The organism is Sphingopyxis sp. (assembly GCF_050725615.1).
Classification (GTDB): domain Bacteria; phylum Pseudomonadota; class Alphaproteobacteria; order Sphingomonadales; family Sphingomonadaceae; genus Sphingopyxis.
Window position 1 is genome coordinate 24,673 of record NZ_JBOHHU010000037.1, and the last position, 11,756, is coordinate 36,428.

The 11,756-nt window shown below is 68.1% G+C and carries 9 protein-coding genes; 5 read left to right on the forward strand and 4 right to left on the reverse strand.

Annotation, left to right across the window (positions count from 1 at the left end):
- Window positions 1-58: 58 nt before the first annotated feature.
- From ACREB7_RS10615 to ACREB7_RS10630, 4 genes are all read right to left on the reverse strand, one after another.
- On the reverse strand, window positions 59-613 hold the full coding sequence (locus ACREB7_RS10615) for a gamma carbonic anhydrase family protein (protein ID WP_431592242.1): 555 nt from the start codon (window positions 611-613) through the stop codon (window positions 59-61).
- On the reverse strand, window positions 610-2,892 hold the full coding sequence (locus ACREB7_RS10620; protein ID WP_431592243.1) for a spermidine synthase: 2,283 nt from the start codon (window positions 2,890-2,892) through the stop codon (window positions 610-612). Before ACREB7_RS10620 ends, ACREB7_RS10615 begins: the two co-directional genes overlap by 4 nt.
- On the reverse strand, window positions 2,885-3,883 hold the full coding sequence (hemB, locus tag ACREB7_RS10625) for a porphobilinogen synthase (RefSeq protein WP_431592244.1): 999 nt from the start codon (window positions 3,881-3,883) through the stop codon (window positions 2,885-2,887). The genes ACREB7_RS10620 and hemB overlap by 8 nt, the downstream gene beginning before the upstream one ends.
- Before the next feature lie 90 nt (window positions 3,884-3,973).
- A complete protein-coding gene (locus tag ACREB7_RS10630; RefSeq protein ID WP_431592250.1) occupies window positions 3,974-5,533 on the reverse strand; it encodes a M23 family metallopeptidase in 1,560 nt (519 codons plus the stop codon).
- A gap of 282 nt (window positions 5,534-5,815) precedes the next feature.
- On the opposite strand from ACREB7_RS10630, the gene ACREB7_RS10635 reads away from it, so the two are divergent.
- The 5 genes from ACREB7_RS10635 to clpX all read left to right on the forward strand — a co-directional run bounded on the left by ACREB7_RS10635 (window position 5,816) and on the right by clpX (window position 11,734).
- Window positions 5,816-8,635 carry a helicase-related protein gene (locus ACREB7_RS10635; protein ID WP_431592245.1) on the forward strand — a complete coding sequence of 940 codons (2,820 nt, stop codon included), beginning with the start codon at window positions 5,816-5,818 and terminating at the stop codon, window positions 8,633-8,635.
- Window positions 8,632-8,931, forward strand: coding sequence for an RNA-binding S4 domain-containing protein (locus ACREB7_RS10640; RefSeq protein ID WP_431592246.1), 300 nt, complete (start codon window positions 8,632-8,634; stop codon window positions 8,929-8,931). Before ACREB7_RS10635 ends, ACREB7_RS10640 begins: the two co-directional genes overlap by 4 nt.
- Before the next feature lie 170 nt (window positions 8,932-9,101).
- A complete protein-coding gene (gene fdxA / locus ACREB7_RS10645; protein ID WP_431592247.1) occupies window positions 9,102-9,440 on the forward strand; it encodes a ferredoxin FdxA in 339 nt (112 codons plus the stop codon).
- Between the two features lie 152 nt (window positions 9,441-9,592).
- A complete protein-coding gene (gene clpP / locus ACREB7_RS10650; protein ID WP_431592248.1) occupies window positions 9,593-10,243 on the forward strand; it encodes an ATP-dependent Clp endopeptidase proteolytic subunit ClpP in 651 nt (216 codons plus the stop codon).
- Window positions 10,244-10,465: 222 nt separating this feature from the next.
- Entirely contained in the window at window positions 10,466-11,734 is a 1,269-nt protein-coding gene (clpX, locus tag ACREB7_RS10655) for an ATP-dependent Clp protease ATP-binding subunit ClpX (RefSeq protein WP_077146511.1), read from the forward strand.
- The last annotated feature ends 22 nt before the right edge of the window (window positions 11,735-11,756 follow it).

An 11,756-nucleotide genomic window follows, 5' to 3' on the forward strand; every position in this document is an offset into this window, starting at 1 on the left:
CGAACGCCGCGTGTCTCGACTTCGCTCGACACGAACGGATTATAGGTCGGCTTTGGAATCAGCCCTCGACCGCCGCCTTGTGCATGCGGCCGTTCATCACATAATGCGCGACGCCGACCTGCATGCCGGCGGCCTGTTCGTCGCCGATCTCGCGCACGCGGCGCGCGGGTGAGCCCGCCCACAGCTCGCGGCTGGGGATTTCCTTGTTCTCGGTGAGTAGCGCGCCCGCCGCGAGCATCGCGTCGCTGCCGATACGGCAGCCGTTCATCACCGTCGCCTTCAGCCCGACGAACGCCCGGTCGGCGAGCGTGCAGCCGTGGACCATCGCGAGATGGCCGATCAGCACATCCTCGCCGATGATCGTCGGATAGCCTTCGGGGCGGTGCGGCATCGGGCCGTCGCAATGGACGACGGTCCCGTCCTGGATGTTCGACCGCGCGCCGACGACGATATGGCTGACATCGGCACGCAGCACGCAATTATACCAGATGCTGACGTCGGGGCCGATCGTCACGTCGCCGATGATCCGGCACCCCGGCGCGATGAAGGCGCTGGGGTCGATCTGCGGCGTCTTTCCATTCACTGTGATGATGCTGATGTCGTTGCGGCTCATTCGTCGCGCCCTCCGATAATATGTTTCCAGATCAGGATCGGCAGCGTCGAGGCATAGTCGTCGGTCCAGCGGACAAAGCCGTCGCGTCCCTCGAGCGGCACCCAGACGCCGTTGTCAAACGCCTTTTCGCGCGGACCTATGCCCCCGGTCAACTGGTCCATGCGCTGCGGCGTCGCGGTCATCGCGACCCAGTTGGAACTGGCGAGCGACGTCAGCGACCCGCGCGGCACCGCCGCCGGGTCCTTGCGGATCGCGGCGGTCCAGCCGCGCCCCTTTGCCTCGGCCGCGAGCACGGGTTCGAGGTCGAAGAAGCGGTTCGAGATATGGATGAGCAACACGCCATCGGGTTTGAGCGCGCGCGCATAGACACCGATCGCTTCCTCGGTCAGCAAATGCAGCGGGATGGCGTCGGACGAGAAGGCGTCGATGACGAGGATGTCGAAGCGCCCCGCAGGCTGCTTGGCGAGTTGCAACCGCGCGTCGCCAAGGACGATCGGCGTGTCGCCCGCACAATCGGACAGGAAGGTAAATTTCGACGGATCGCGGGCGATGCCGACCATCGCCGGATCGATTTCGAAGATCGTCCAATCCTGGCCGGGGCGGCGGTAACAGGCGAGCGTGCCGGCGCCGAGCCCGACGATGCCGATCGCGGCGTCGGGTCCGCCCAATTCGGTCGCCTTGTCGAGCGTCAGCCCGACCCCCGACTGATGGCCATAATAGGTGGTCGGTTCGCGCTGCAGCCCCGGATCGGTCATCTGCAACCCGTGCAGCGTCGTGCCGTGCGCGAGGCGCCGTTCGTGACGAAACAGGTCGTCGGTGACGGTGTAGACGCCGAAATAGCTGCGCACCCGGTTGCCGGTGAAGCTTTCCTCGATCGTCGAGCGGCCGCCGATGCCGAGCATCAACGCCGCGAGCGTCACGATATAGGCCCAGCGCCAGCCGATCACGAGCAGGCCGATGACGAAGATGATCGCGGCATAGGCGCCGACCATGCCTTCGAGCTTGCCGGCCCATTGCGCGCTCATCGCCACGGCGGCGTAGACCGCGACCGCCACGAGCAGCGCCGCGATGAAACGCGCCGAACGCGGCGGCAGGTTCAGCCATTTGTTCCACGGCAGCAGCGCGGGCAGCGGCAGCAGCGCGGCGGCGGCGAGTACCAGCAAGGGATGTTCATAGACCCAGTCGAACAGCAGGGGCGCGATCAGCGCCGCGAACAGCCCGCCGAGTACCCCGCCCGCCGACATGATGAGGTAAAAGAGCGTCAGGTGGCGCGGCGACGGGCGCAGGTGATAGAGATAGCCGTGGAGCGCGACCGCGACGACGAACAGCATCAACAGCCCGGTGATCGCGACGATCATCGACCCGCCGCCGCTGCTGAGCAGCGCGAGCCCGCCCGCACCGAGCAGCACCGGCGGCGCGATGAACGCGAAAAACTGTACCAGCCGGTCGGCGGTCGAGAAGGCGATGACGAAGCTCAGGAGATAGAGGCCGAGCGGCAGCACCCAGAGCAGGGGCATGGCGACGATGTCGGTGGTGAGATGCGTCGTGGTCGACAGCATCAGCCCCGACGGCACCGCCGCGATCAACAGCCAGTGGAGCTGACGGCGCAGGGGCGGGCGCGGTTCGTCGCCGATATGCGCGCCGTGGCGCGTCGCCGCCGCGCTGTGCCAGCGCGCCGCTGCGGTGGCGGCGACGAGCAGCACGAGCAGCGCATAACCCGCCGTCCAGCCCCAGCTTTGCGCGGCGAGCGGCAGGCTGGGTTCGACCAGCGCGGGATAGGAGATCAGCCCGGCAAAGCTGCCGAGGTTCGACGCGGCGTAAAGATAATAGGGATCGCCCGCGCTGCGATCGGCGGCGAACCAGCGCTGCATCAACGGCGCCTGCGCCGCGACGGCGAAGAAGACCGGGCCGATCGACGCGACGAGCAGCAGCGGCACCCACAAAGCCTCCTGCCCCGGCGCGGGCGGCGCGATATGGGCGATGCCGATCGGCAGCCACAGCGCGGCGGCGACAAGTATCGCGAGATGGATCGTCGCCTGACGCCGCACGGCGAAGCGGCCGAGCCAATGCGCATAGGCATAGCCGCCGAGCAGCAGCGCCTGATAGACGAGCATCGCGCTGTTCCACACGGCGGGCGCGCCGCCGAGCTTGGGCAGCACCATGCGCGCGACCATCGGCTGGACGAGAAAGAGCAGGAAGCTGCCGACCAGGATGGTCGCAACGAACAGGCTGCGGCGCGCGGTCAGCGAGCGTCGTCCGGCGTCGACGGGATCAGCCATTCAGCAATCTCGCAGCATGGAGCGCATGATAGGTGAGAACGCCCGACGCCCCGGCGCGGCGGAAGGCGAGCAGGGTTTCGAGGACGAGCGCGTCGCGGTCGCCCGCGCCCGCCGCCGCCGCGGCCTCGATCATCGCATATTCGCCCGACACCTGATAGGCGAAGACCGGCACCGCGAAGCTGTCGCGCACCGCGCGAACGATGTCGAGATAGGGCAGGCCGGGCTTGACCATCACGCTGTCGGCGCCCTCGGCGAGGTCCTGCGCCACCTCGCGCAGCGCCTCTTCGGCGTTGGCGGGGTCCATCTGATAGCCCTTTTTGTCGCCCTTCAAGAGTCCGCGCGAGCCGACCGCGTCGCGGAAGGGGCCGTAAAAGGCCGAGGCATATTTGGCGGCATAGCTCATAATCTGGACATGGCCGAACCCCTCGCCCTCGAGCGCGGTGCGGATCGCGCCGATGCGGCCGTCCATCATGTCGCTGGGGGCGATGATATCGGCGCCGGCGCGCGCCTGGTTGAGCGCCTGGCCGACGAGCACCTCGACCGTCTCGTCGTTGAGGACATGGCCGCTGTCGTCGACCAGGCCGTCCTGCCCATGGCTGGTATAGGGGTCGAGCGCGACGTCGGTGAGCACGCCGATCGCATCGCCATGCGCCGCCTTGATCGCGCGCACCGCGCGGCACATCAGATTGTCGGGATTGAGCGCCTCGGCGCCGTCCGCGCTGCGCCGATCGGCTTCGGTGTAAGGGAAGAGCGCGATGCACGGGATGCCGGCGGCGATCGCGTCGCGGGCGCGCTCGACGATCAGGTCGACCGACCAGCGCGAGACGCCGGGCAGGCTGGCGATCGGCTCCTCGACCCCCTCGCCCGCGCAGACGAACAAAGGCCAGATGAGGTTGGCGGGGGAGAGGCTGGTCTCGCGCACCATGGCGCGGCTCCACGCGGTGCGGCGGGTGCGGCGCAGGCGGAGGTCGGGAAAGGCGGCGTGAGTCATGGCGCGTGCATAGCGGGGTGGCGGCGGACGGCCAATGGATATTGGGCATAAAAGCCCCTGTCCCTCCCGCTTGCGGGAGGGGGAATGGTGCTAAATCCCGCCGCCGACCCGTTTCGAGGCGACGTCCGACAGGCTGCCGAGCTTCGGCCCCGCTGCCTGTTTCGCCGCGACCGGGGTCAGCGCCGCGCCGGGGGTGACCGACGTCAGCTGGCGGATGCGGGCGCGGAAGTCGGCGAGCGCCTTGCCTTCGAGGCGGGCGCGGGTGACAAAGCTGACCGAGGCGGGGTTCACCGCGACGCCGTTGCGATAGACCTCGAAATGGAGATGCGGGCCGGTCGAGAGGCCGGTCGAGCCGATATAGCCGATCACCTGCCCCGCGCTGACGCGCTGGCCGGGGCGCACCGCAATGCGGCTCATATGCCCATAGCCGGTGCCCATGCCGCCGCCGTGCGTCAGCTTGACGAAATTGCCGTAGCCGCCGTGGCGGCCCGCGATCGTCACTATGCCGTCGGTCACCGCATAGATCGGCGCGCCATAACCGCCGCCATAATCGACCCCGCTGTGCATCCGCTTGTAACCGAGGATCGGGTGGCGGCGCATGCCGAAGCCCGAGGTCTGGCGGCCGTTCGACGGGCGCACCATACCGCCGCGCGTCTCACCCGCGCCCGACGCCTCGAACCATTGCAGGCGGCCGTCGACGGTCCATTCGACCATCGACAATTTCTGCTTTCCGCCGCGCACGAGCCCGGCATAGAGCAATTTGCCGACTTCGCTTTCGCCGGTTTCGGCGCGGCGATAATCGACGATGATGTCATATTCGTCGCCGGCGCGGACGTCGCTGGCGACCGAAATCTGTTTGCCGATGACGCGCAGATAGGCCTGGATCGCCTCGGGCGGGGCGCCGGCGGCGCGCGCCGAGCGATAGAGGCTGTCGCCGACGCGGCCGCGGATGCGCAGCGGGGTCGCGTCGACCGCGATCGGGATGCGGCGCATCACGAGCTGGCCGTTCATCCGTTCCATCTCGATGCGGAGGTCGAAGCGCGCGCGCATCGCGAGCGCATCGACCGGGCGCGGCATGGTGCGCGCGGCGCGGCGACCGAGGATCAGGTCAATGCGCGTGCCCGGCGCGATGTCGGCGAGCGGCACCGCCGCCGACACCTGGCTGGCGAGCGCGCGCGCATCGGCGCTGCCGACGCCCGAGCGTTCGAGCAGGCGCGCGAAGCTGTCGCCGCTGCCCAAGGTGGCGGTGAGCTCGATCTGCGGGCGTTCGGGGGTTTGCGTCAGCGGGCGCACCGCGTCGGTCGCCGCCATATGGCGCCCGGTGTCGCCGCCAAGCGCGAGCGGCACGATCATCTGCGCGCGCGCTTCGTTGAAATCGGCGGCGTCGAGCGCGGGCGCGCCGCCCGCCTGCAACGGCTGGACGCCGGGAAAGGTCAGGATCGCGCCGGTGCAGAGCAGCGCCAGCGTCGCGAGGCCGCGCCACCATGTCCGCGATCCGATATCGTCGCCGAGGTCGGGCGCGAGGTCGAGGTGCGCAAGGCGGTCGCGCCAGCCTTCGTGCCATTTGAGGTCGGGAACGGGGTCGGCCAGGCCGCTGCGGCCAAAGGAGATCGCCTGCGTCATCGACAGCGCTGCGGCGTTGCCGGTCATGCCCGCCATGGGTTCGTGACGCTGAAACAAGACTGCAACCCCCACCCGGATCGCCGCTCCCGCCTCCCGCGCGAGCGCCGCCGAATATGTTTCCGTGCCTCTGTCTGTAAAGAAAGACCGTTAAAGTCAATTTAACGGGCGAAATGGCGAAAGCCCATGCGGCGAGCCGTGGCGGGGGTGGGACATGGTGTGACAGCGAAAGAAAATCGACCGCCGGGGGCGCCACCCGTCGATCCCCTGTTGCACCGCAGCGCGCGCCATGCCAGCTTGGATAGCAAGACAATGTCATCTCCCGCTTCCAGCCCGGTCAAGGCCGTCCTTGGCCCCACCAACACCGGCAAAACCCATTTGGCGGTCGAGCGCCTGACCGCCCGGTCGAGCGGCATGATCGGCTTTCCGCTCCGCCTGCTGGCGCGCGAGGTTTACGATCGCGTCGTCGCGATCAAGGGCGAGAAGCAGGTCGCGCTGGTCACCGGCGAAGAGCGGATCATGCCGCCCGACGCGCGCTACCTGCTCGGCACGATGGAGGCGCTGCCCATCGAACGCGACGTCGCCTTTGTCGGCATCGACGAGGCGCAGCTCGGCGCCGACCCCGAGCGCGGTCATGTCTTCACCGACCGGATGCTGCGCGCACGCGGGCGCGAGGAGACGATGATCCTTGGCTCCGCGAGCATCACCGGCCTCGTCCGCGACCTGGTGCCCGAGGCCGAGATCATCACCCGCCCCCGCTTTTCGACCCTGAGCTATGCCGGGACGTGCAAGCTGTCGCGGCTGCCCAAGCGCTCGGCGGTCGTCGCCTTCTCGGCCGAGGAGGTTTACGCGATCGCCGAGATGCTGCGCCGCTTCGCGGGCGGCGCCGCGGTGGTGATGGGCGCGCTGAGCCCCCGCACCCGCAACGCACAGGTCGAGATGTTCCAGGCGGGCGAGGTCGATTATCTCGTCGCGACCGACGCGATCGGCATGGGGCTGAACCTCGACGTCCAGCATGTCGCCTTTGCCAGTCTGCAGAAATTCGACGGACGGCGGCTACGGCGGCTGACGATCAGCGAAATGGCGCAGATCGCCGGGCGCGCCGGGCGGCACCAGCAGGACGGCAGCTTCGGCACCGTCGGCCTGCCGCAGGGCGGCTTCACGCCCGAGGAAATCCATGCGATCGAGGGACATCATTTCCCGCCGATGCAGAGCGTCTATTGGCGCAATCCGACCCCGGGCTATGCGACGCTCGACCAACTGCTGTCCGACCTCGCGCAGCCGCCGTCGCACCCCCGGCTGCGCGCGGCGCCCGAGGCGGTCGACATGGCGGTGCTCAAGCATCTGGCCGGCGACATGGAAGTGCGCGCGCGCGGCGGCGATTTCGACGCGGTCGCGCGATTGTGGGGCGCCTGCGGCCTGCCCGATTTCGAACAATTGGGCGCCGAACATCACAGCCGCACCGTCTTCAAACTGTGGCAGTGGCGGACGAGCGGCGACGGGATGATCGATCCCGACTGGTTCGCGAAGAAGCTCGCGCGGCTCGACATCGTCGAGGGCGACATCGACCAGCTCGCCAGCCGGATCGCGGCGGTGCGGACCTTGTGCTTCATTGCCCAGCGCGGCGACTGGATCGCCGACGCTGCGGGCTGGACGCAGCAGACGCAGGCGCTCGAGACGCGATTGTCCGATGCGCTGCACGCCGCGCTGGCCCAGCGCTTCGTCGACCGGCGGCTGGCGCTGCTGATCCGCGACGCCGGGCAGCGGGGCGCCGCGCTGCCGGTCGCGGTCGGCGCCGACGGCACCGTCGCGGTCGATGGCGAGGCGATCGGCACGCTGAAAGGGTTCCAGTTCAAGGTCGACGCCAAGGCGCGCGCGAGCGATCATCGCCTGCTGCTCGCGGCGGCCGAAAAGCATCTGCGCGCCGAAATGGCGCGGCGCGCGGCGTCGCTGGCCGAGGGCGACGATAGCACGCTGGCGCTGGTCAGCGTGGCGGGCGAGGCGCCGCGCATCGCCTGGCACGGCGATGTCGTCGCGACGCTCGCCAAGGGGCCGACGCTGGTGCAACCCGCGATCCTGATCGAACCCGCGCTGCGCCGACTGGAGGTGCCGCAGGTGCAGGCGATCGTCGAGCGGTTGCAGCGCTTCGTCGCCGCGCAGCTCGCCCGCCACGCCGCGCCGCTCGCGGCGATGGGCGAAGCCGCAGGCGATTTGTTCACGCCGCCGCGCGTCCGCGCCTTGCTGGCGGCGCTGGTCGACGGCGGCGGTTTTGTCGCGCGCGAGGCGGTCGACGGCCAGCTGGTCGCGATGAGCCCCGACGAACGCCCGCTATTGCGCAAGATCGGGCTGACGATCGGCTCGCTCGACCTGTTCCATCCCCTGCTGCTCAAGCCCGAAGCGGTGCGCTGGCGCGCCGCCTTGCTCGCCGCGCAGCAGGGCGGACGACTACCCGTGCTGCCGCCGCATGGCGCGGTGTGGCAGAAGGACGGACCGGTCGTCGGGCTCGGCATTGCAGGGTTCCGCCGCTGCGGCGAAGGCTGGCTGCGGATCGACATGGCCGAGCGGCTGGCGCGCCAGGCGCATGCCGCGCGGTTGCAGGCCGACGCCAAGCCCGCCGCGCCGATCGCCGGCGGCGACGAGCATGACGAGGACCATGGCGGGCATGAGGTCGCCGCGACCCCGCCGCCCGCCGGCTTCGCGATCGACCCGGCGCTGGCGACCTCGCTGGGGCTCGACGCCGGCGCGCGGCGCGGGCTGCTGCAGGCCTTCGGCTTTCGCAGCGTCGGCGAACCCGAACTCGACCGCTGGCGCTGGTCGGGGCATCGCGGCCGCGACAAGAAGCCGCGCCACAAACAAGGGAAAAAACAGGGGGCCAGACCGGGACAACGCGCGCCGCAGCGCGGGCGACCCGACGCACCGGCGCCGAACGGCGTGGCGGTCGCGGGGCCGGGCAAACCGCGCAAGGATCACAAGGACAAGAGGCGCAAACCCGGCAAGCAAGGCGCGGCTCCGCCGCCGCCGCGTCAGGACCGCCCCGAACGCAGCGACCGCACCCCGCGCCGCGGACCATCGCCGAACAGTCCGTTCGCGGGCCTGGCCGCGCTGCTCGCCGACGCGCGCAAAGACGGATGACCAGCCCGGCCGCCGCAGGGAGCATCCGGCTCGACAAATTGCTGTGGTATCTGCGTTTCGCGCGGTCGCGCAGCCTGGCGCAGGCGATGGTGGTGGCGGGGCACATCCGCCTCGACGGACGGCGCATCACCCGCGCCTCGTGCGCGGTCCATGCCGGACAGACTTTGGTGCTGCCGGTCGGCGAGCATATCGAGGTGATCCGCCTGCTCGCGGTCCCCGGCCGCCGCGGCCCGGCGCCCGAGGCGCAGGCCTGTTATACGCGGCTGGGAACCGGCGCCTCGGCCACCGGCAACTAATCTATCGACGCGCAAGGAAAAGCTGTGCGGCCAATGCGGTTCGGCGCGCGCATAAAGTGAGAGTGATTCGCAACTGCCCGAAAGCGTTGACGCGTCGCCGCCACGCGGCATAGGAGGCGGGAATCGCAACAAAAGGGCGGCGCGATGCCGCCGACCAAGGGAGCCAACCCATGACCTATGTCGTCACCGACGCCTGCATCCGGTGCAAATATATGGACTGCGTCGAGGTGTGTCCCGTCGACTGTTTTTACGAGGGCGAGAATATGCTCGTCATCAACCCCAATGAGTGCATCGATTGCGGCGTGTGCGAACCCGAATGCCCCGCCGAAGCGATCCTGCCCGATACCGAGAGCGGCCTCGAAAAATGGCTGGAGCTCAACACCAAGTTCAGCGCCGAATGGCCGAACATCACGGTCAAGAAGGACACCCCCGCCGACGCCGACGATTTCAAGGGCGTCGAAGGCAAGTTCGAAACGCATTTCTCGGCCGAGCCCGGCGAAGGCGACTGAGCCCGGTAACAGGCTGTTCGGAGGGGCGGGACTTTCCCGCCCTTCTTTTTGCCCCCTTGAATCCATCCCGCGCGCCGCCGATGTAAGGCAGCGGAGGGGCCAGCCCGTCGATTCCTGACGCGGCATCCCGAAAAACAAAGGACGAATTTTCCATGATCGACCCGCTCGCCGCCCTGGTTCCCGTCGTCGTCGAACAGACGAGCCGCGGCGAACGCAGCTTCGACATTTTCTCGCGCCTGCTGCGCGAACGGATCGTCTTCGTCACCGGCGAGGTCGAGGACAATATGGCCTCGCTGATCGTCGCCCAGTTGCTGTTCCTCGAATCGGAGAATCCGAAGAAGGACATCTACATGTACATCAATTCGCCGGGCGGCGTCGTCACGGCGGGCATGGCGATCCACGACACGATGCAATATATCCGTCCGCGCGTCGGCACCGTGTGCATCGGTCAAGCGGCATCGATGGGCAGTTTCCTGCTCGCCGCCGGCGAACCCGGCATGCGCGTCGCGCTGTCGAACGCGCGCGTGATGATCCACCAGCCGTCGGGCGGCGCGCGCGGCATGGCGTCGGACATCGAGATCCAGGCGCGCGAAATCCTGCGCATCCGCAAGCGGATGAACGACCTCTATGTCAAATATACCGGCAAGTCGCTGAAAGAGATCGAAAAGGCGATGGACCGCGACACCTTCCTCGAGGCCGAGGAAGCCAAGGCTTTCGGGCTGGTCGACCAGGTGTTCGACCGCCGCCCCGGCGCCCCGGGCGACGACGCGCCCAAGGACGTCGGCGAGGGCCCGACGCCCTGATCCGACACCGACAGACCGGGGCGAACGGGCGGCAAGGTCGTGGTAACCGCGTTTCTTGACGCCCCGTTCGCCGCCAGTCGCTAGCCGGGACGTTGCGGCCATGTCACCCAATTGCCATATTGTAATTGGGGGACCGCTGGCTAGGATGACCCAGGTGCGGGCCAGCGGGGGCCGCACCACTATGGACGACGCGGCGTTTCGCATCGTCCCAAAAGGAATTTTATGACCAAGCTCTCTGGCTCCGACAGCAAGAGCACCCTCTATTGCTCCTTCTGCGGCAAATCGCAGCATGAAGTGCGCAAGCTGATCGCCGGGCCGACCGTTTTCATCTGCGACGAATGCGTCGAACTGTGCAACGACATCATCCGCGAAGAGATCAAGGGCGGTGTGGCCGCGCGCAAGGACGGCGCGGTGCCGACTCCGCTCGAAATCTGCCAGCATCTCGACAATTATGTCATCGGCCAGAATGTCGCCAAGCGCGTGCTGTCGGTCGCGGTGCACAATCATTACAAGCGCCTCGCCAATTCGGGCCGCGGCGACGATGTCGAACTGGCGAAGTCGAACATCCTGCTCGTCGGCCCGACCGGCAGCGGCAAGACCTTGCTGGCGCAGACGCTCGCCCGCTTCCTCGACGTGCCCTTCACCATGGCCGATGCGACGACGCTGACCGAAGCGGGTTATGTCGGCGAGGATGTCGAGAATATCATCCTGAAACTGCTCCAGTCGTCCGACTATAATGTCGAAAAGGCGCAGCGCGGCATCGTCTATATCGACGAAATCGACAAGATCAGCCGCAAGGCCGAAAACCCCTCGATCACCCGCGACGTGTCGGGCGAAGGCGTGCAGCAGGCGCTGCTCAAGCTGATGGAGGGCACGACCGCGTCGGTGCCGCCGCAGGGCGGGCGCAAGCATCCGCAGCAGGAATTCCTGCAGGTCGACACGACGAACATCCTGTTCATCGCGGGCGGCGCGTTCAGCGGCCTGGAAAAGATCATCGGCGACCGTCTGCAGGGCAAGTCGATCGGTTTCGGCGCGCATGTCGCCGGCCCCGACGAACGCCGCCAGGGCGAGGTGCTGAAGAATATCGAACCCGAGGATCTGCTGAAATTCGGCCTGATCCCCGAATTCGTCGGCCGCCTGCCGGTCATCGCGACGCTCGAGGATCTCGACATCGATGCGTTGGTCAAGATCCTGGGCGAGCCCAAGAATGCGCTGATCAAGCAGTATCGCAAACTGTTCGATCTGGAAGAGGTCGTGCTGACCTTCACCGACGATGCGCTGGTCGCGGTCGCCAAAAAGGCGATCGAACGCAAGACCGGCGCGCGCGGACTGCGCTCGATCGTCGAGGCGATCCTGCTCGACACGATGTTCGACCTGCCCGACCTGACCGATGTGGTCGAGATCGTCGTCGACAAGGATGTCGTGGAGGGCCGCAAGGACCCGGTTCGCGTCTATGCCGACAAGGCGAAAGAGGCCGGCGACGCCGCCTGAGTCGCGGCGCGCGCCGTCAGGG

What these genes read in the sequence shown, in the direction of transcription:
- ACREB7_RS10615 (WP_431592242.1), bottom strand. Translation starts at nt 613, where the DNA reads ATGAGCCGCAACGACATCAGCATCATCACAGTGAATGGAAAGACGCCG.
- ACREB7_RS10620 (WP_431592243.1), bottom strand. Translation starts at nt 2,892, where the DNA reads ATGGCTGATCCCGTCGACGCCGGACGACGCTCGCTGACCGCGCGCCGC.
- hemB (WP_431592244.1), bottom strand. Translation starts at nt 3,883, where the DNA reads ATGACTCACGCCGCCTTTCCCGACCTCCGCCTGCGCCGCACCCGCCGC.
- ACREB7_RS10630 (WP_431592250.1), bottom strand. Translation starts at nt 5,533, where the DNA reads ATGACCGGCAACGCCGCAGCGCTGTCGATGACGCAGGCGATCTCCTTT.
- ACREB7_RS10635 (WP_431592245.1), top strand. Translation starts at nt 5,816, where the DNA reads ATGTCATCTCCCGCTTCCAGCCCGGTCAAGGCCGTCCTTGGCCCCACC.
- ACREB7_RS10640 (WP_431592246.1), top strand. Translation starts at nt 8,632, where the DNA reads ATGACCAGCCCGGCCGCCGCAGGGAGCATCCGGCTCGACAAATTGCTG.
- fdxA (WP_431592247.1), top strand. Translation starts at nt 9,102, where the DNA reads ATGACCTATGTCGTCACCGACGCCTGCATCCGGTGCAAATATATGGAC.
- clpP (WP_431592248.1), top strand. Translation starts at nt 9,593, where the DNA reads ATGATCGACCCGCTCGCCGCCCTGGTTCCCGTCGTCGTCGAACAGACG.
- clpX (WP_077146511.1), top strand. Translation starts at nt 10,466, where the DNA reads ATGACCAAGCTCTCTGGCTCCGACAGCAAGAGCACCCTCTATTGCTCC.